Genomic DNA, 18,706 nt, shown 5'->3' on the forward strand with positions numbered 1-18,706 from the left:
TGACCGGGCGGAACATGGATATTGCTTCGTTAATCCCGCCGCGCGGCTTGTTCTTGCGGACGGTCACGCTAGGCTGGCAGCGAAGTAAGAAAACAGGGGGAAATCTGCCATGGATCGACGCGATGTCCTGCGCGCGGCTGCCGCATTGCCGTTGTTGCCTGTGTTGTCGAGCGCGGCTTTCGCGCAAGCCTATCCCTCTCGCAACGTCACCATGATCGTGCCGTTTCCGGCCGGCGGCCAGGCGGATCTTGCGGCGCGCCCCGTCGCACAGGCGCTGGAGCGAATCCTCGGCAAGGCGGTCATCGTCGACAACCGCGCCGGCGGTGGCGGTGGATCCGTCGGCAATGCCGCGGCGGCGCGCGCCGAGCCCGACGGCTACACGCTGCTGATGACGCTGTCCTCGCTCGCGGTGCTGCCCGAGGCCGACCGGCTGTTCGACCGTCCGGTCGCCTACGAGCTCTCGCAGTTCATGCCGATCGCGCGGGTGCTGGCCGATCCCACGCTGCTCGCGGTGCCCGCCTCGGCGCCATGGAAGACCGCGCAGGATTTCGTCGAGGATGCCAGGAAGCGTCCCGGCCAGATCACCTACGGCTCATCGGGGCCTTACGGCACGCTGCACGTGGCGATGGAGATGTTTGCGAGCAGCGCCGACATCAAGCTGCTGCATGTGCCGTTTCGCGGCGCCGGACCGGCGCTCACCGCGCTGCTCAGCGGCACCGTGCAGGCGATCGCCGCCGCACCGGGAACGCTGAAGCCGCAAGTGGAGGACGGCAAGCTGCGCGTGCTCGGCAATTGCGGCGCCAAGCGCGTCGCAAGCTTCCCCGATGTGCCGACCTTCCAGGAGCTCGGTTACAAGGACGTCGAGATGTACATCTGGGCCGGACTCTTTGCACAGAGTGCTCTTCCCGCGCCGATCGCGACTCGCCTGCGCGAGGCGATGGCGCAGGTGATGACGAGCCCCGACGTGCTCAAGGCCTTCGAAACGTCGGGCAGTCTCGTTGCCTATCAGGACGCGCCGGCGTTTGCCGAGTTCGTGGCGGTCGACAGCGCGCGGCTGATTGCTGCGGTGAAGAAGATCGGCAAGGTCGAATAGGTTCCTGGCCCATTTTCACAATTTTTTGTTGGTCCAGAACCTCTCCGCGTCTCATTGATTGAACAGAATTCGAGAGACTCGCGAAGGAATCGGACATGCGAACAGAGCGGATCGCGCTGGGTGTGGCGCTTGCAATCGGCGGCATCGTCGCGCAAGGCGCTGCATCCGCTGAAGAGTATCGCGGAACCATGGAGCAGCAGATGGCCTGCACGCCGGATGTGTGGCGGCTGTGCAGCGATCAGATCCCTGATGTGAGCCGCATTACGGCCTGCTTGCGGCAGAATACGCCCCAGCTCTCCAGCGGCTGTCGCGCGGTGTTCCAGTCCAACAACCAGATGCCGCCGCAGCAGCAGGTTCCGGGCAATCGCGCCGCGCCGGCGCCGCGATACAACAATGTGCCGCCACCACCTCCGCAGGCGCAGCCGCGGCCTTATGACGATAGCGACGAGTAGTGCTGCCCAAGCATGATCGGGGCGCGCGCGCGCAGCAGTGGGCGCGAAGCGCGGTTGTGCCGCCTCGTTCAGCGCTCGCCCTTGCCGTCCGACTCAGGTCGATCCCGGAGCGCCGTCCGCATGATGGCGCCGAAGAGCAAAGCTGCCACCGGCCAATGGAACCAGATCTTGTGCATGCCGGTGAAAATATTGATCAGAATCAGAAAGGCCGACACCGTGAGGGCCGCCGCAACCGGGCGGGGCAGCTTCGCCAGTCCGTCTGAAACGAAGCCCATCCAATTGGATGACTCGGATCTGTCGCGGTGCGCGGCGTCAGTTTGCGAGCCCGCACTTGCGGTCTGAGATGTCAGGCGTTCGCCAGGCGGAAAGCTCCGTGCTTGAGCGGCTTGGCCGCTCATGGTCACACGATAGCTGGTCACGGGGAGCAATGTTTTTCATTGGACGCTGGCCGAGGCAGTCGAAGCCAACAGATAATTTGTTGTGCACCTGATCATAGGCGGAGCTGGAGATCACGATACCACCGGGTTCGGCAAGTTCTTGCAGACGCGCCGCGATATTGACCCCGTCTCCATAGAGGTCGGAACCATCCACCATCACATCGCCGAGATTGATGCCGATGCGAAACCGCATCGGGGGAGGTGGGCCCGAATCCTGGTTGGAAATTTCCTGCTGAATCTCGACCGCACACTGCACGGCTTCCACGACGCTGGCGAATTCGGCGATGACGGCATCGCCCCAGGTATTCACGATCCGGCCGTCATGGCGCTCCACCAATCGCGCGATGGCCGTGCGATAGCGGCGGAGTGTCTCCAGCGTTCCCGCCTCGTCTGCTTCCATGAGACGAGAATAGCCGTGCACATCAGCGCATAGCACGGTGGTCAGCCGCCGTTTGACCTTATCATCGGGCATGGTCCGTACATTAGCGTCCCTGACCGGCAAATGCATCAGGCATCCCCCAGCTGCCTTACGGCCTGACTTCGCAGACATCGACCCATTCAGCCCGGGTCAGCTCCGCCATCCGCTCCGGCGTGATGCGCACGGCGCTGTGGGTCGAGCCGGCGGCCGGCACCACCACGTCGAACGCTTTCAGCGAGACGTCGCAATAGACCGGCAGCGGCGCCTTTAATCCGAACGGGCAGACGCCGCCGACCTCGTGGCCGGTGATCTCGGCGACCTCTTCCAGTCCCAGCATTTTCGGCTTGCCGCCGAACGCCGCCTTCACCTTCTTGTTGTCCATGCGCGAAGTGCCGGCCGCGACGATCAGGATCACGCGCTCGCCGATCCGCAACGACAGCGTCTTGGCAATCCGTCCGGGCTCGACGCCATAAGCCTCGGCGGCCAGCGGCACTGTCGCGGAGCTGATCGGGGATTCGATAACTGATATGTCGGGGGCTTTCTCGGCGAAGAAGGCGCGAACGGATTCCAGGCTCATTCAGGTCGGCTCATTCCAGACTTACCGTTGGGCGGCGATGCCTAAGCAACTTGGCAGTTCCGAGAGCGCCCGGACGCGATGATCCGGCGCAAAGCCGAGCTCGTCCATCTGGGTGCGGATCGCCTTAAACATCGTCAGCGGTGCCACGAGTTCGTTCTCGACGCAAGCCAGCGCCATCGCTTCCGGCGTCACCCGTTCGATCCAGGCAACGTTCAGTCCGAATGCTTTCGCGCCCGCGACATCCCAGGGATTGGAGGAGACGAACAGCACCTCGTCAGGCGCGGTGCCGAGCACCTCGCCGATCAGCTCATAGGCCTCCGGGCTCGGCTTGAAGATCTTCTTCTCGTCGACGCTGATCGTGGCGTCGAGCAGGGCGTCGAGGCCGGAGTTGCGCACGAGCGCATTCAGCATGTCCGGACTGCCGTTGGAGAGGATGGCGAGCTTTCGCGGTTTCAGAGCCGTGAGCGCCGCCGTCGCATCCGGATAGAGATCGAGATGAAGGTACTTCTCGACGACGCGCTCGAATGCCTCATTCTCGTAAGCGAGCCCGAGCACGCGCAGCGTATAGGCAAGCGAGTCGCGCGTGATGGCTGCAAAGTCCTGGTAGCGCCGCATCAGCGAGCGCAACCAGGTGTATTCGAGCTGCTTGATTCGCCAGATCTGCGTGATGATCTCACCGTAGCCCGGAAACGCATCCTCGGTGGTCTCGGCGACCGACTGGATATCGTAAAGCGTTCCGTAGGCATCGAAGACAACGGCTTTGAGACTCAATTGACCTGTCCTCCGGGATCGTTGCGGTCCACGGACTATACAAGGCGCCGCGGTATCGATCCAACACGGAAACGCGAACTGAGCCCTCGCTTTTAAAGCCTGATCACGATCTTGCCGAAGTGTGAGCCGGTCCGCAGGTGCGCATACGCTTCGGGAACGTCGTCGAAGTCGTAGACCCGATCCACGATCGGGTGGATCGCGTGTTCGGTCAGGAAGCGATTCATCGCGGCAAAGTGTTCGACCGATCCGACGGTGACACCAATGATGTCGGCATTCTCCCACTGCAGGCGCGCGAGGTCGGGCTTGGGACCGAACCCCGTCAAGACACCGATCTGGACGATCTTGCCACCCGAAGCGACCGATCGCAGCGATCGGTCATAAGTGCCGGGACCGCCGAGTTCGAGGATGTGACTGGCACCTGCGCCATTCGTCGCCTTCATGAGGACGACATCCCAGTCAGGGGTGTCGCGGTAGTTGATGAGGATCGAGCCGCCCAGCGCCTTGGCGCGGGCGAGTTTTTCATCCGAGGAGGATATCACGATCGCACGCGCCCCCAGCGCCGCTGCGAATTGAAGCCCGAACAGCGCGACGCCGCCTGTTCCCTGGACCAATAGCGTGTCGCCTTTGTGCATCCCGCCGCGTGCGATGAGGCCATGGAAAGCCGTGACGCCGGCACAGGGCAGGGTCGCTGCCTCCACCGCGGACAGATGGGCCGGCACTGAGACCAGCGCGGTCGCCGGCAGCACGACATACTCAGCCAGCATTCCGTCCATCGTGTTGCCACCGAGGGATGACGGAATATAGCTGGACTTGAACGGCCCCGAGATCCAATCGCGGAAGAACGACGCAGCGACGCGGTCTCCGAGTCGCCATTGCGCGACGCCGGCGCCGATGGCGTCAACGACACCCGCACCGTCGGAGAGTGGCACGCGGCCGTTGATCTCGCCTTGGCCTGCACGGTCGAGGATCAGGAGGTCGCGGTAATTCAGACTTGCCGCTTCGACCCGAATGCGGACCTCGCCATTGGCGGGTTCGGGTTTGCTGATTTCGGCGCGCGCAAGGCGGCCAGCACCAGCATGGCCATTCAAATGGTAGGCTTTCATCGTTGCTCCCTTCACAAGTGGCATTCACTTGGACGAGCAAAGTCTTTAGGGTCTGACAGTGCTGTCAGGGTCAAGGGGCTTCAGATGAAAATCGGCGAACTCTCCCGGCGGACGGGGGTCAGCGTCCGAATGCTGCGCTACTACGAAGGCGAAGGACTGCTCACGCCGCTGCGGACGAACTCCGGCTATCGCGACTATGGCTTGGCCGAAGAGGAAACCGTACGGCGCACCAAGATGCTCGGCGGCGCGGGAATGACGCTCGAAACCATCAAGCGGTTGCTCCCATGCGTGAGGAACAACGATCCAGCTTTCACGCCGTGCAACGAGCTGCGAAAAATACTCACTCAGCAGGTCGGCCTGATCGACGAACGTATCGAGACGCTCAGCCAAAGCCGGACAATCCTGGCCGGCTTCCTCGCAGGCGTGAACTGATCGCATAACATAGCCATCAGATTCACCGCGCCAAAGTCTTAGGCCCTCAGGGCCGGAGCATGAGGGCTTCGATAGCAGCGTCGAAGCCCTCGATGCGCTGACGAGTACGCGCCTAGATCCCCAGCAGCTTGCGCGCGTTGGCCTTCAGCACCTTCGGCCGGATCTCGTCGCGGATCTCGATCTTGGCGAAATCCGACAGCCAGCGGTCGGGCGTGATCACCGGCCAGTCCGAACCGAACAGCATCTTGTCCTGCAGGATCGAGTTGATGTAGCGCACCAGGATCGGCGGGAAATATTTCGGCGACCAGCCCGAGAGGTCGATGTAGACGTTGGGCTTGTGGGTCGCGACCGACAGCGCCTCTTCCTGCCAGGGGAAGGAGGGATGGGCGAGAATGATCTTGAGCTCGGGGAAATCGGCCGCGACGTCGTCCATGTACATCGGGTTGGAATATTTCAGCCGCATGCCCATGCCACCGGGCATGCCCGAGCCGACGCCGGTCTGGCCGGTGTGGAACAGCGCGATCGCGCCGCCATTGTTGATCTCTTCATAGAGCGGATAGGCCATGCGGTCGTTGGCGTAGAAGCCCTGCATGGTTGGGTGGAATTTGAAGCCGCGCACCCCGTATTCCTCGATCAGCTTGCGCGCCTCGCGCACACCGAGCTTGCCCTTGTGCGGGTCGATCGAGACGAAGGGGATGAGAACGTCGAGATGGTCGGAGGCGATCTCCAGCATCTCCTCATTCTTGTAGCGGCGGAAGCCGGTCTCGCGCTCGGCGTCGACCGGGAAGATCACCGCGGCGATGTTCTTGGACCGATAGTAGGCGGCGGTCTCCGGCACGGTCGGCGGATGCTTGTGCGGCGACTTGAAATAGTCCGCCATCTGCGCCTGGAAGTCGTCATAGCCGTCGTCGGGATGGGTGCCGCAGGGCTCCTCGGCGTGGGTGTGGATGTCGATGGCAACGACGTCGTCGATGTTCGGCAGCTTCAGCTTCGGCATGGGTTTCCTCCCGACGGGTTGTCGAATTGATTATATGATATAACGAATTTGGCAAGGCATTGTGGGGACAAGGCGTTGTGGGATCGGCGTCGTCCGAGATGATTGAGCCCGATCCGGCCGCTTCTACTTTGCATCGGGTTGTTTTCCTGAATTTGCTGGGTGCGATCGGGCCAGTTAACATTGACATCCGGTCCTCCCATGCCTTAAGAACCGCCCCGTCCCGGGCGGTCGGTCCGCCAGCGGGAAAATCTCATTTTGCCTCATTCGCGCGTGCCGAAACGGTAGTGCCGAACACGGCCTTTCGAACGTTCAGGATTCTGCCATGAAGGTCCGTAACTCGCTGAAATCGCTGCGCGGTCGCCATCGCGCCAACCGCCTGGTCCGCCGCAAGGGCCGGGTCTATGTGATCAACAAGGTGCAGCGCCGCTTCAAGGCTCGCCAGGGCTGATCTGGGCGGCTGATTTCGCCCTGCCTGACGCTCGCGCGCCCGCAAGACCACGGTCTCACACGAGTTTGACGCCGCCCCTGCTTTGCAAGGGCGGCTTTGCGCGTTTAGACTTCGACCATGGCAGTGAGATTCCTCTTCGCGCGCACCCTGTGTCTGGCTCTTGTGCTGGGAGCCGCCGGCCTCGCTCCGGCGCTGGCGCAGGCTGATCCGCCGGCTCCGCCCGGCAAGCAGAAGAAACTTCCGGAAGCGCCGGCCAAGCTGCCCAAGGTCGACCGCACCAAGAATCTCGATTTCCTGTTCGGCGCGCTGAAAGCTGCGCCCGACGAAGCCAGCGCCAAGCATGTCGAGGCGCGGATCTGGGCGATCTGGATCCAGACCCCGAGCGACACCGCGGCGCTGCTGATGGCGCGGGCCAAGACCGCCGTCGACGCAAAGAAGATCGAGGTTGCGATCAAGCTGCTGGATTCGGTCGTCAAGCTCAGGCCCGACTACATCGAGGCCTGGAATCGTCGTGCGACGCTCTACTACATGCAGAACGATTATGGCCGCTCGCTCGCCGACATCCGCGAGGTGTTGATCCGCGAGCCTCGTCATTTCGGCGCGCTCGCAGGCCTCGGCATGATCATGCAGGAGGTCGGCGACGAAAAGCGCGCGCTCGAAGCCTACCGCAAGGCGCTCGCCGTCAATCCGCACCTCGAGAAGATCCCCGACCAGGTCAAGGCGCTGACCGAGAAGGTCGAAGGCCGCGATATTTAGCGGACAAGTCGATCATTGCTCGAGCGAATGCGGCGCAGGCGGATTAACCACGATGACACGCGCCGCGTTACAAGGGGTGTGGATGGCACCGCCGCAGGCCTACCTTCATGGCGGGAGCACAGCCATGAAGCGTTTGATCTTTGCAGGTATGTTGCTGTTGGCGTCGGGCACGGCGAGCCTCGCCGACGGACTGTTCTGGGTGGTCGGCAATCGCGCCACCGGAAAATGCAACATCGTGACCAGCAATCCCGTGATCTTCGGCGACGTCTGGTTCGGTGACGGTCCTTACAAATCGAAGGCCGACGCCAAGCTTGCCCGTTCGACCATCCGCGCCTGTCCCGCACCCACGCCTGACGAGGAAAAGGACGAGGACAGCACGAACTAGGTCGACAGCAATCTAGTGCAAAACGCTGCCTTCGCGCTCGGCGAGGCCGCGATCGACCGCTGCGGCGTAGGCCTTTGCAAGCTCCGTCTCGAGGTGCTCGTTGATCAGCAGCAGCGCGCGCACGGCACCGCGCAGGTCACCGTGGCAGCTTGCCACGATCTCGTCGATCGCAGTATCTTTGGATCTCAGGCTCATCGAAATTCTCCGGTTCAAATCAGGATAAATCCTGCCGGTCTTCCCGCATCCCTGAGGGTTGCGAGCACGATCGGCGCCCACCTGCGTCTAAATGGCGGAACCGACCATGGCGATCATAAGGAAGCCGCGATGACGAGTGCATGAAGCTGTTTCGAAGCCTGCGTGCTCCGGGGAGCAGTATTGATTTCATTGCGTTTTTCTCGCTTGAATTATGCACATATCCACAGCCCCGGCATTTCAAGTGGAGCGCGGGGGCTCCCCGGGCGAAACTGCCGGCCGCAAGCCACGTAACTGCCCTGTGCCTTGGGTCGCCCGGATTCCGTCCATGATCGTGATGTCAGTCGTGACCGCGCTGGTTGTGCTGGCGCTGGTCACGCAGGCCGGCGTCCTCGCCGTGCAACGCGCCTTTCCACCGCAGGGCCGGATGATCGAGGTCGAGGGTGCCGTGCTTCACCTCGTCGATATCGGCCCGCGCGATTCGGGCCTGCCGATCGTGATGCTGCACGGCGCGAGCTCCAACCTCGAGGCAATGCGGCGGCCGCTCGGCGATCTCCTCGCCAGGAACCATCGCGTCATCCTGATCGACCGTCCCGGCCACGGCTGGAGCACGCGGGCGCGGCGGCAGGATTCGACGCCGGAGGTCCAGGCGCGAATGATCGATGAGGCGCTCGGCAAGCTCGGGATCGATCGCGCGGTGTTCGTGGTGCATTCCTGGAGCGGCGCGCTCGGCGCGCGGCTGGCGCTCGATCATCCCGGCCGCGTCGCGGGCCTTGTGATGCTCGCGCCCGTCACCCATCCTTGGCGCGGCGGCGTCGGCCGCTACAACGAGATCATCGCAACGCCCGTAATCGGCCCGCTGTTCGCCTACACCATAACCCTCCCGCTAGGCTATTTCCTGAGCGAGTCCGGCGCGCGCAACGTCTTCCTGCCGCAAACGATGCCGGACGGTTTCGTGCAGGACTCCGCGACGCCGTTGCTGCTGCGCCCGCGCGAGTTCATCGCCAATGCCTATGATCTGGTGTCGCTGAAGCAGGCGGTGGCTGCGCAAGCTCCGCGCTACGGCGAGATAACGGCGCCGGTCACGATCATCGCCGGCGAACCCGACAAGACGGTAAAGACCGCCATTCACGCCCGCCCGTTCGCCGCCACCGTGCAGAATGCCAAGCTGATCGTGCTGCCTGATCTCGGCCACATGGTGCAGAACGCGGTGCCCGATCTCGTGAAGACAGAGATCGAGACGATGATCGGGAAAATCGTCCCGGCGCAGGCGACCGCCGATTAGAGCGTTTTCGAGCGAAGTGGATGCCGGTTCGCGTGAAGAAAACGCGTCAAAACGAGAAGCTGGAGCTTCGGTTCAGAACCGAAGCTCCAGCGGCCGCCGTTCCCGCGCTTACTGCTTGATCTTTCCGTCTTTGTCGAACTGCGACACGTAGGCCCAGAGATTGTTGATCTCGGTCTCGTTCTTGATGCCGGCGAACGCCATCTTGGTGCCGGGGATCTTGGCCTTGGGGTCCTTGATGTATTCCTTGAACACGGCCTCGTTCCAGGTGATGCCGGAATTCTTGTTGGCGTCGGAGTAATTGTAGTCCGGCGCGGTGCCGGACTTGCGGCCGTCGAGGCCGTTGAGCTCGGGGCCGACCTTGTTCTTGGCGCCTTCGCCGATCGCGTGACAGGCCAGGCATTTGTTGAACGACGACTTGCCGGCCGCGACGTCCTGCGCCATCGCGGCGGGTGCGGTGGCAATCGCGGTGAGGATGGTCAATGCGCCAAAAATCAGTTTTGTCATCGGGTGCTCTTCGTCTCTTCCCTGGGGGCTGGTCAGTTGCATGCCTGATCGGCAACGGTCGGACCTGCCGGTTTTGGCAGGCCTGCTCGGATTGGACAAGCCGCCAAACCATGGCAGGTTTCACGATTTCCTACTTGTCCCAGAGCGAACTCGCGCAGGATCGTCGATCCGACTTTCGGACGGCCTACCCAAACCACCGCGGACGTGGTTGATTTACCGCGACAAATCGATCATGCGGCCTTGGCCGGAAGGATATGCCATGAAGGAAATGTTATGGCCATCATGATGCCCGCGAGCGACCAGGCCGTGCTCGCGCGCCGCGCCGAGATCGTGGCTGCATTGCGCGCAATCGTGCCGGGCGAAGGCGTGATCGACAGCGCCGCCGAGATGCGGGCCTATGAATCCGATGGGTTGACGGCCTATCGGCAGCCGCCGATGGTCGTTGTGCTGCCCGACACGACCGAGCAGGTTTCGCTGGTCCTGAAATATTGTGCAGGGCAGGGCATCAAGGTGGTGCCCCGCGGCTCCGGCACCTCGCTGTCCGGCGGCGCGCTGCCGCTGGAAGACGGCGTGCTTCTGGGCCTCGGCAAGTTCAAGCGCATCCGCGAGATCGATTTCGACAACCGCGCCGTCGTCACCGAACCCGGCGTCACCAACCTCGCGATCAGCCAGGCCGTCGCCCATGCTGGGTTCTACTACGCGCCGGATCCGTCATCGCAGATCGCCTGCTCGATCGGCGGCAATGTCGCGGAGAATTCCGGCGGCGTGCACTGCCTGAAATACGGCATGACCACCAACAACGTGCTCGGCTGCGAGATCGTGCTGATGAGCGGCGAGATCCTGCGCATCGGCGGCAAGTCGGCGGAAAACTCCGGCTACGATTTGATGGGCGTCATCACCGGCTCGGAAGGCCTGCTCGGTGTCATCACCGAGATCACGGTGCGCATCCTGCAAAAGCCGGAGACGGCGCGCGCGCTGATGGTCGGCTTCGCGCAAGTCGAGGCGGCCGGCGAATGCGTGGCGCGCATCATCGGCGCCGGCATCATTCCCGGCGGCATGGAGATGATGGACAAGCCCGCGATCCACGCCGCGGAGGCCTTCGTCCATGCCGGCTATCCGCTCGATGTCGAGGCCCTCCTCATCATCGAGCTCGACGGTCCCAAGATCGAGGTCGACGAGCTGATCACGCGGGTCGAGACGATTGCGAACGCTTGCGGCTCGACCACCTGCCAGATCTCGACCTCGGAAGCCGAGCGCAATCTGTTCTGGGCCGGCCGGAAAGCCGCCTTCCCCGCCGTCGGCCGCATTTCGCCCGACTATCTCTGCATGGACGGCACCATCCCCCGCGGTGCGCTGCCGAAGGCGCTGGCGCGCATCCGCGAGCTCTCGGAAAAGTACCAGCTTGGTTGCGCCAACGTGTTCCATGCCGGCGACGGCAATCTGCATCCGCTGATCCTCTACGATGCCAACAAGCCCGGCGAGATCGAGCGCGCCGAAGCCTTCGGCGCCGACATCCTGCGCGCCTGCGTCGAGTTCGGCGGCGTGCTCACCGGCGAGCACGGCGTCGGCATCGAGAAGCGCGATCTGATGCCGGAAATGTTCAGCGAGATCGACCTCAACCAGCAGCAGCGTCTGAAATGCGCCTTCGACGCGCAGGGCCTGCTCAATCCCGGAAAGGTGTTTCCGACCCTGCACCGCTGCGCCGAGCTCGGCCGCATGCACGTCCATGCCGGGAATCTGGCATTCCCGGACATCCCCCGGTTCTAGGCGCTTGCGCCGATGGAAGGGCTTGCGATGCACGCCTCTTTCCTCGGCAATGCCTACAGCAGTCCGTATTGCGCCCGCTCGCGCTTCGCCAGCAGCGGCAGGGCTTCGCCAGCGATCCAGGTCTTGAAATGCGCGCTCTCCTGGTGCGCCTTGAATGCCGCCTCGTCGCGGAACAGTTCGTAGAACAGGAACTGGGCCGGATTGTCCTTTGCGCGCGAGATCAAGAACAGCTTGACGCCGTCCTCGCGCTGGGCCTCCGGCAGGAAGCGGTCGAGGATCGCGGCGATCTTGTCGGCCTCGCCCGGCTTCGCTTCCCATTGCGCGACGACGAGCAGGCCGCCGCCGTCGACGGCGTCGCTGAGCGATTTCTGCGTGGCATAGTGGTTCATGATGTCGTCTCCGTCGGTTGGTCTCTCGGTGCAGATTTGTAGCGATCGGCTGTCGGCTTTGGTTCGCCGGTGATCGAAGTGTCGATGTCGTGAATGCTTCGATGAGGATCGAATCTTGGCCGTGGCTCCGAGGTCGAGCCGGATCGCGCGGCAATGGCCGCTGTCGTCACGCTGCATTTGATTTTGGCGGCGAATTTCGCTACCGCCTTTGCCCGTGGATACGCTCAAGGTACGAGACGCCAAAGACGTCGAAGAGGTGGTGCGCGCGGCGATTGCCAATGAGCAGCCGCTCGAGATCATCGGCCATGGCTCCAAGCGCGGCATCGGCCACGCGATGGCGACCAACGCCGTGCTCGACGTCTCCGCGCTGAATGCCATCACCGGCTACGAGCCCAACGAACTCATTGTCACGCTCCAGGCCGGGGCGCCGCTGGCCGACGTGCTGTCGCTGATCGATGCCAAGAACCAGCAATTCGCCTTCGAGCCGATGAACACCGCGCCGCTGCTCGGCACGCCCGCGCTCGGCACCATCGGCGGCATGATCGCGGCTGGCCTGGCCGGTCCGCGCCGGATCAAGGCGGGCGGCGCGCGCGACCATCTGCTCGGGGCGCATGCCGTCTCCGGTTTCGGCGACAGCTTCAAGACCGGCGGCAAGGTGGTGAAGAACGTCACCGGCTACGACCTCTGCAAGCTTCTCGCCGGTTCCTGGGGCACGCTGTCGGTCATGACCGAGGTCACGCTGAAAGTGATGCCCAAGCCGGAGGCCGAGCGGACGCTGTTGCTGCGCGGGCTCGACGATGCCGCCGCCAACAAGGCAATGACGGCGGCGCTCGGCTCGCCTTTCGATGTCTCCGGGGCCGCGCATCTGCCGACATCGGCGTTCCGGACCGAGATCGAAGGTCTCGGCGATATCGCAGGCCAGGGCGAGGCGCTGACCGTGCTGCGGCTCGAGGGCATTGCCGCCTCGGCCGCCCACCGTGCCGGCTCGCTGCGCGAATTGCTGGCGCCGTTCGGAACCGCAATTCTCGTCGAGGACACGGCGTCAGCGGCGCTGTGGACCACGATCCGCGACGTCCTGCCGTTCGCGGCCAGTGGCGCGCTGGGGGCCTGGCCGGTCTGGCGGATCGTCTGCCCGCCGGCGTCGGGCGCGGCGCTCGGGACCCTGCTGGCGCGCGAGACCGGTGGCGACGTGATCTACGATTGGGGTGGTGGACTGATCTGGGCGGCGGTGCCACCGAAGCCGGACGCGCATGCTCGGGCCGTGCGCGAACGTACGAATGCCGCCGGCGGGCACGCCACGCTGATCCGGGCGGCCGAGGACATCAGGCGCGCGATCGATGTATTCCACCCGCAAGCCCCTGGCCTTGCCGCGTTGAGCGAGCGGGTCCGCGCCAGTTTCGATCCGAAGACCATCCTCAACCGGGGGCGGCTGACGCGAGGCACTGCCGCATGAAGACCGAATTTTCACTCGCGCAGCTCGCCGATCCCGACATCGCGGAAGCCGACAAGATCCTGCGCGCCTGCGTCCATTGCGGCTTCTGCACCGCAACCTGTCCGACCTATGTGCTGCTTGGCGACGAGCTCGATAGCCCGCGCGGCCGCATCTATCTGATCAAGGAGATGCTGGAGAAGGACCAGACGCCGACGGCCGAAGTGGTCAAACATGTCGACCGCTGCCTGTCGTGCCTGGCCTGCATGACGACCTGCCCCTCGGGCGTGAATTACATGCATCTGGTCGATCAGGCCCGGGTCAGGATCGAGCAGCGTTACGAGCGGCCGCTCGCCGAGCGGCTGCTGCGCCGAGTGCTGGCCTTCGTCCTGCCGCACCCGCAGCGTTTCCGCGCCAGCATGTGGCTGGCGCGGCTGGCCCGCCCGCTGGCCGCGTTCCTGCCGACGCCGCGGCCGTCGGCGACGCCCGGCCTGGTTCTGCGCCTCAAGGCGATGCTGGCGCTGGCGCCGGACCGGCTGCCGCCGCCCGGGCCCGCCGCCGGCAGTGTGTTCGCGGCACTCGGCAAGAAGCGCGGCCGGGTCGCGCTGCTCCAGGGCTGCGCCCAGCAGGTGCTGGCGCCGCGCATCAACCAGGCCGCCATCAGTCTCCTCACGCGCCACGGCATCGAGGTCGTCCTTGTCAGGGACGAGCAGTGCTGCGGCGCCCTGACCCATCACCTCGGCGACGATCAGGACGCATTGGCACGGGCTCGCGCCAATGTCGCGGCGTGGCGCGCGGAAGCGGCCGGCGAGGGGCTCGACGCCATCCTGGTGACGGCGTCAGGCTGCGGCACCGTGATCAAGGACTACGGCTATCTTCTGCGCGAAGACGCTGCGTTTGCCGCCGATGCGGCGAAGGTCTCTGCGCTCGCCAAGGACATCACTGAATACGTCGCCGGCCTTGGACTCGCGGCCACGACGCGACAGGACAACATCGTCGTCGCTTATCACTCTGCGTGTTCGTTGCAGCACGGGCAGAAAATCACGGGCCTTCCGAAAGAATTGCTTTCCAATAACGGATTCGTGGTGAAAGATGTGCCGGAGAGCCATTTGTGTTGCGGTTCGGCGGGGACTTACAACATTCTCCAGCCCGAGCTTGCGGGCCGGTTGCGCGATCGCAAGGTCGCCAACATCGCGAGCGTCAAGCCGGACATGATTGCCGCAGGCAATATCGGCTGCATGGTGCAGATTGCCAGTGGCACGTCAGTTCCGGTCGTACACACGATTGAGCTTCTCGATTGGGCTACGGGCGGGTCGCAGCCGGCATTGAACGCGCAAGACTGAGCTTTCGAAGACTAAGCTTTCGAAGGCTGAGCTTTCGTCCGGAGATAACGGCTGAAGACACCCGATCGACCATTGTTCGGCGGCAACAGGAGGATCACGATGGCGAAAGCGAAGAAGAAAAAAAGCAAGAAGGCCAAAAAGGCCAAGAAGGCAGTAGCGGCGAAGAAGACCTCAAAGAAGGCAGCCAAGAAGTCCGCGAAGAAATCCGCGAAGAAGTCTGCCAAGAAGGCTCCAAAGAAATCTGCGAAGAAGGCCGCGCCAAAGAAGGCCGCTAAGAAGGCTGCGCCTAAGAAGGCCGCCAAGAAGGCTGCGAAGAAAGCGGCGCCGAAGAAGGCGAAGGCAGCTCCGAAGCCGTCAACGCCGGCAGCTCCGGCTCCCGAGCCTGCCGCCGAGACAAGCTGGGCGATGCCTTCGTCTTCTGCGGACACGACACCGGCCGAAGGACAAGGTTAGGCCCAAGGTCAGGCCAAAGGCTGGATCCAATCCGACGACCATGATCGGCAACAGGAAGGCCGCAGCCGGCGATGCTGCGGCCTTTTTGCATCGGCGCGTCGGCGCGCGGGGATGATCTCGTCGGGAAGCAGCCTGATTCGTGGCACGGGCAGCACGGTACCGCCGGACCCGTACTAACGCGGGCCTCCCAGTGCACTTTGGAATGCAAATAATGTGATCGAGAAGACACACGGGCTGACAACCTTTCGTGGAATCGTCAGAACGCCCAAAAAGTCGGCAGATGCCCGCGTTTTTTGCTTCACGGTTTGCCTCACCCCATCCAGATTGCCGCAGTTACGAAATTTGCAATCAGGTCGAGCGTTCCGGGGGCTTCCGGGATCCGGCTGGGGTCTTAGAACTGGTGATGGGGATCGAAATGAAAAAAGTGGCTTTGTTGGCAACGGCGCTGGCAATGGTGACGGGCTCGGCTTTCGCGGCAGACATGCGAGTGAAGGCACTGAAGGCCCCGCCGGTGGTCGCGTTTGATCCCTGGGATATCGCCTTCGGCGGCGCCATCATGAGCGACTACATCTTCCGCGGCGTCACGCAGTCGAACCACAAGCCGTCGGTCGCGGCCTATTTCGAGCCGCGCTACAACGTCAACAAGGACCTCCAGCTCTACGTCGGCGTGTCCGCCGAGAGCATCTCCTTCGCCAATCGCGCTGCTGCTGAAGTCGACATCTACGGCGGTATCCGCCCGACCTTCGGCGCCTTCGCCTTCGATATCGGTGTCTGGGGCTACCTGTATCCGGGCGGCAGCTGCGCCGACAACGTGCTCACCGGCGGCATTCCGGGCGGCAACGTCTGCGGCGTCAGCACGACCACTATCTTCCTCGCCGACGGCAACGTCATGAAGAAGGACGTCAGCTTCGTCGAAGTCTACGGCAAGGTGAACTACACCATCAACGACAGCTTCACGGTCGGCGCGACCGAGTACTACTCGCCGAACTTCCTGAACTCGGGTGCCTGGGGCAACTACGCTTCGTTGACCGCCAAGTACACGGCGCCCAGCACGGCCTTCGGTGCTTCCGGCATGGGCATGTACGTCTCGGGTGAGTTCGGCCGGCAGTGGTTTGGTACTTCGGACGCCTTCTACGGCACCGGCGTCGGCACCGTTTTCGCCAACGGTATCCCCTACAAGGACTACAACACCTGGAACATCGGCATCGGCTTCACCTACAAAGTGTTCACGCTGGACCTGCGTTACTCCGACACCGACCTGAACAAGGGTGATTGCAACGCCTTCACCAGCGCCTTCAACGCCACCGGCACCACCAACGTCACCGCGATCAATCCGGGCGGTGCTGGCTCCAACTGGTGCGGCGCGGCCGGCATTGCCAAGCTGTCGTTCGACCTGACGGCCATGAGCAACCTGAAGTAAGCTTCTTCCCGAAGCGACTTGATGAGGGCGGCAGGGCAACCTGCCGCCCTTTTGCTTTGGGGCTTTGGGGCGTAGGCCAGGGGCCCGCATGGTTCGAGACGGCCGCCTCCGGCGGGCTCCTCACCATGAGGGGTCACAGATCTCACCGCGAGGACAGACCTCATCCTGAAGGCCGAAAAAGGCGGGCGTCTCGAAGCACGGCCGCAACCAAGGGCCATAGCCTCAGAGCTTCGTCGGGCCGTCTCAGCGTGCCGCGCTCGGCTCCTTCTCGACCGGCACACCACCGTCACCGAGGACGTGGATCGCGCCGTGCTTCACCATCGTCACCTTGCGGGTATGGAAGGCTTCCAGCGTCGAGCGGTGGCCGATCGAGACGAGGGTGGCCTGTGGCAGCTTCTCCGCCAGCAGCCGGTACAGGCGGGCCTCGGACGGCTCGTCCAGCGAGGCCGTGGCCTCGTCCAGGAACAGATAGTCCGGCGCGTGCAGCAGCGCGCGGGCGAGCCCGAGGCGCTGCTGCTCGCCCAGCGACAGCATCCGGTTCCAATGACCGTCCTCCTCAAGCCGCTCGGCGAGGTCGGGCAGGCCGACCGCGATCAGCGCGTCCCTGACGCGTGCAGTTTCAAATGCGCCCGGCGCGGCCGGATAGACCACCGCGTCGCGCAACACGCCGACCGGGAAATAGGGGCGCTGGGGCAGCATCATCAGCTTCGCTTTTTCCGGGACGAAGATGGTGCCGGTGCCGAACGGCCAGATGCCGGCGATGGCGCGGAACAGCGTCGACTTGCCGGAGCCCGACGGTCCGGTCACCAGCACGCGCTCCGGCGTCTGGACGGAGAAGGCGTCGGTGGCGACCAGCGGCGTGCCGCTCGGCAGGTTCACGCAGAGCTGTTCGAGGGTGATATTGCGATTGCCGCCGGCGGCCTTGAGGGCGATCGCAGGCTCGTGCGGCGGCAGGTGCGCGGCCGCATCGACCGACATCTCGAAGCCGTCGAGGCGGGCGACGATCGAGCGCCATTCCGCCAGCGATCGGTACGCCGTGACGAAGAACGACAATGCGCCCTGTACGCTCGAGAAGGCGGAGGCGGTCTGCATCATGTCGCCAAGCTGGATCTTCTTGGCGAAGAAGGCCGGCGCCACCAGCACGTAGGGAAAGATCACGGCGGCCTGCTGATAGCTCGCGGTGAACGCGGTGAGGCGCTTGGTGCGGCTCATGATGGCATACCAATTGCCGATCACGAAGCCGAAGCGGTCCAGCAGCCGGCCGCGCTCGGCGCCTTCGCCCTTGAGCAGCGCGATCTGCTCGGAATTCTCGCGGACGCGGACGAGGTTGAAGCGGAAGTCGGCCTCGAAGCGCTGCTGCTCGAAATTGAGATTGACCAGCGGGGCACCGATCCAGTGCGTCAGCGCGGTGCCGAAGATCGCGTAGACCAGCGCGCCCCAGCACAGATATCCGGGGATCATGAGGTCGGCGCCGAACAGGTGCAACGGCGCAGCGTTGGAAAGCCCCCAGAGGATGATCACGAAGGAGAACAGCGTCACGATCGACGAGAGCAGGCCGAGCCCGATGGTCAGGGTCTGCTCGACGAAGTTCTTGACGTCCTCGGTGATGCGCTGGTCCGGGTTGTCGGCCGCATCGCCCTTAAGCTGCATGCGGTAGTGGGTGGCGCCTTGCAGCCATTCGCCCAAATAGTGCCGGGTCAGCCATTGCCGCCAGCGGATCTGGAGCCACTGGTTCAGGTACAGCTTGTAGACCGCCAGCGCGATGAAGGCGGAGGCGAGGCCGATGAAGATCCAGATCTCCCTGACGAAGCTATCCCAGTCACTTGCCTGCAGTGAGCTGTAGAACCGGTTCTGCCATTGATTGACCAGGACGTCGATCGCGACCAGCGCCAGCTCCATCGCGATGACTGCGGCAAGCAGGCCGCGGCCGGCCCATTTGTCCTCCGACCGGAAATAGGGGGCGGCGATTCGCCAGACGATCGCGAGCGTGGCGCTGATGTTCTTCACAGAGCTCTGTCTCCTGAGGGATGTGCACAACTGCCCGGGGCCAAAGAC

At 63.8% G+C, this 18,706-nt stretch carries 20 protein-coding genes and 1 pseudogene; 12 read left to right on the top strand and 9 right to left on the bottom strand.

The features are described 5' to 3' along the window. Positions 1 to 109: 109 nt before the first annotated feature. On the top strand, positions 110 to 1,093 hold the full coding sequence (locus IVB19_RS04670) for a tripartite tricarboxylate transporter substrate binding protein (protein ID WP_018453411.1): 984 nt from the start codon (positions 110 to 112) through the stop codon (positions 1,091 to 1,093). Positions 1,094 to 1,188: 95 nt separating this feature from the next. Then, positions 1,189 to 1,545, top strand: coding sequence for a hypothetical protein (locus IVB19_RS04675; RefSeq protein WP_018453412.1), 357 nt, complete (start codon positions 1,189 to 1,191; stop codon positions 1,543 to 1,545). A gap of 68 nt (positions 1,546 to 1,613) precedes the next feature. On the opposite strand, the pseudogene IVB19_RS04680 reads toward IVB19_RS04675, so the two are convergent. The 4 genes and pseudogenes from IVB19_RS04680 to IVB19_RS04695 all read right to left on the bottom strand — a co-directional run bounded on the left by IVB19_RS04680 (position 1,614) and on the right by IVB19_RS04695 (position 4,851). Continuing rightward, a pseudogene (locus IVB19_RS04680) lies at positions 1,614 to 2,454 on the bottom strand (adenylate/guanylate cyclase domain-containing protein). A 55-nt stretch (positions 2,455 to 2,509) separates the two neighbouring features. Next, complete coding sequence (locus IVB19_RS04685; protein ID WP_018453414.1) at positions 2,510 to 2,977, bottom strand: YbaK/EbsC family protein; 468 nt, start codon at positions 2,975 to 2,977, stop codon at positions 2,510 to 2,512. 21 nt (positions 2,978 to 2,998) lie between these two features. Continuing rightward, positions 2,999 to 3,748 carry a haloacid dehalogenase type II gene (locus IVB19_RS04690; protein WP_018453415.1) on the bottom strand — a complete coding sequence of 250 codons (750 nt, stop codon included), beginning with the start codon at positions 3,746 to 3,748 and terminating at the stop codon, positions 2,999 to 3,001. A gap of 92 nt (positions 3,749 to 3,840) precedes the next feature. Further along, entirely contained in the window at positions 3,841 to 4,851 is a 1,011-nt protein-coding gene (locus IVB19_RS04695; RefSeq protein WP_026232526.1) for a zinc-dependent alcohol dehydrogenase family protein, read from the bottom strand. An 84-nt stretch (positions 4,852 to 4,935) separates the two neighbouring features. Here IVB19_RS04695 and IVB19_RS04700 point away from each other — a divergent pair, with 84 nt between their 5' ends. After that, positions 4,936 to 5,283, top strand: coding sequence for a MerR family transcriptional regulator (locus tag IVB19_RS04700; RefSeq protein ID WP_018453417.1), 348 nt, complete (start codon positions 4,936 to 4,938; stop codon positions 5,281 to 5,283). Between the two features lie 112 nt (positions 5,284 to 5,395). On the opposite strand, the gene IVB19_RS04705 is transcribed toward IVB19_RS04700, so the two are convergent. Further along, on the bottom strand, positions 5,396 to 6,280 hold the full coding sequence (locus tag IVB19_RS04705) for an amidohydrolase family protein (RefSeq protein ID WP_247299343.1): 885 nt from the start codon (positions 6,278 to 6,280) through the stop codon (positions 5,396 to 5,398). A 322-nt stretch (positions 6,281 to 6,602) separates the two neighbouring features. Here IVB19_RS04705 and ykgO point away from each other — a divergent pair, with 322 nt between their 5' ends. The 3 genes from ykgO (at position 6,603) to IVB19_RS04720 (ending at position 7,869) form a co-directional block, all read left to right on the top strand. Further along, on the top strand, positions 6,603 to 6,728 hold the full coding sequence (gene ykgO / locus IVB19_RS04710) for a type B 50S ribosomal protein L36 (RefSeq protein ID WP_006611362.1): 126 nt from the start codon (positions 6,603 to 6,605) through the stop codon (positions 6,726 to 6,728). Positions 6,729 to 6,845: 117 nt separating this feature from the next. Then, positions 6,846 to 7,484: a tetratricopeptide repeat protein gene (locus tag IVB19_RS04715; protein WP_026232527.1), complete on the top strand. Its 639-nt coding sequence runs from the start codon at positions 6,846 to 6,848 to the stop codon at positions 7,482 to 7,484. Positions 7,485 to 7,608: 124 nt separating this feature from the next. Next, the gene (locus IVB19_RS04720) at positions 7,609 to 7,869 is read left to right on the top strand and encodes a hypothetical protein (RefSeq protein ID WP_018453420.1); all 261 of its coding nucleotides are present in this window, start codon (positions 7,609 to 7,611) and stop codon (positions 7,867 to 7,869) included. Between the two features lie 12 nt (positions 7,870 to 7,881). Here the strand turns inward: IVB19_RS04720 and IVB19_RS04725 are convergent, their stop codons facing one another. Next, entirely contained in the window at positions 7,882 to 8,064 is a 183-nt protein-coding gene (locus IVB19_RS04725; protein ID WP_007596968.1) for a hypothetical protein, read from the bottom strand. 325 nt (positions 8,065 to 8,389) lie between these two features. Between IVB19_RS04725 and IVB19_RS04730 the strand changes: the two genes are divergently transcribed. Then, positions 8,390 to 9,346, top strand: a complete 957-nt coding sequence (locus IVB19_RS04730; RefSeq protein ID WP_247299345.1) for an alpha/beta fold hydrolase — start codon at positions 8,390 to 8,392, stop codon at positions 9,344 to 9,346. 108 nt (positions 9,347 to 9,454) lie between these two features. On the opposite strand, the gene cycA is transcribed toward IVB19_RS04730, so the two are convergent. Further along, a complete protein-coding gene (gene cycA / locus IVB19_RS04735) occupies positions 9,455 to 9,850 on the bottom strand; it encodes a cytochrome c-550 CycA (protein WP_018453422.1) in 396 nt (131 codons plus the stop codon). 273 nt (positions 9,851 to 10,123) lie between these two features. Here cycA and IVB19_RS04740 point away from each other — a divergent pair, with 273 nt between their 5' ends. Further along, on the top strand, positions 10,124 to 11,617 hold the full coding sequence (locus IVB19_RS04740; RefSeq protein WP_018453423.1) for an FAD-linked oxidase C-terminal domain-containing protein: 1,494 nt from the start codon (positions 10,124 to 10,126) through the stop codon (positions 11,615 to 11,617). 53 nt (positions 11,618 to 11,670) lie between these two features. On the opposite strand, the gene IVB19_RS04745 is transcribed toward IVB19_RS04740, so the two are convergent. Beyond that, entirely contained in the window at positions 11,671 to 12,006 is a 336-nt protein-coding gene (locus IVB19_RS04745; RefSeq protein WP_026232528.1) for a putative quinol monooxygenase, read from the bottom strand. A 214-nt stretch (positions 12,007 to 12,220) separates the two neighbouring features. On the opposite strand from IVB19_RS04745, the gene IVB19_RS04750 reads away from it, so the two are divergent. From IVB19_RS04750 to IVB19_RS04765, 4 genes are all read left to right on the top strand, one after another. Continuing rightward, positions 12,221 to 13,459: an FAD-binding protein gene (locus IVB19_RS04750; RefSeq protein ID WP_018453425.1), complete on the top strand. Its 1,239-nt coding sequence runs from the start codon at positions 12,221 to 12,223 to the stop codon at positions 13,457 to 13,459. After that, the gene (gene glcF, locus IVB19_RS04755; protein WP_018453426.1) at positions 13,456 to 14,778 is read left to right on the top strand and encodes a glycolate oxidase subunit GlcF; all 1,323 of its coding nucleotides are present in this window, start codon (positions 13,456 to 13,458) and stop codon (positions 14,776 to 14,778) included. Before IVB19_RS04750 ends, glcF begins: the two co-directional genes overlap by 4 nt. Before the next feature lie 99 nt (positions 14,779 to 14,877). After that, on the top strand, positions 14,878 to 15,231 hold the full coding sequence (locus IVB19_RS04760) for a histone (RefSeq protein WP_083926345.1): 354 nt from the start codon (positions 14,878 to 14,880) through the stop codon (positions 15,229 to 15,231). 415 nt (positions 15,232 to 15,646) lie between these two features. Then, positions 15,647 to 16,651 carry a TorF family putative porin gene (locus IVB19_RS04765; protein ID WP_026232529.1) on the top strand — a complete coding sequence of 335 codons (1,005 nt, stop codon included), beginning with the start codon at positions 15,647 to 15,649 and terminating at the stop codon, positions 16,649 to 16,651. Positions 16,652 to 16,894: 243 nt separating this feature from the next. Here the strand turns inward: IVB19_RS04765 and IVB19_RS04770 are convergent, their stop codons facing one another. Continuing rightward, entirely contained in the window at positions 16,895 to 18,658 is a 1,764-nt protein-coding gene (locus IVB19_RS04770; protein WP_018453429.1) for an ABC transporter ATP-binding protein/permease, read from the bottom strand. Positions 18,659 to 18,706: the final 48 nt, after the last annotated feature.

Source organism: Bradyrhizobium sp. 187, from assembly GCF_023101005.1.
GTDB lineage: Bacteria > Pseudomonadota > Alphaproteobacteria > Rhizobiales > Xanthobacteraceae > Bradyrhizobium > Bradyrhizobium canariense_D.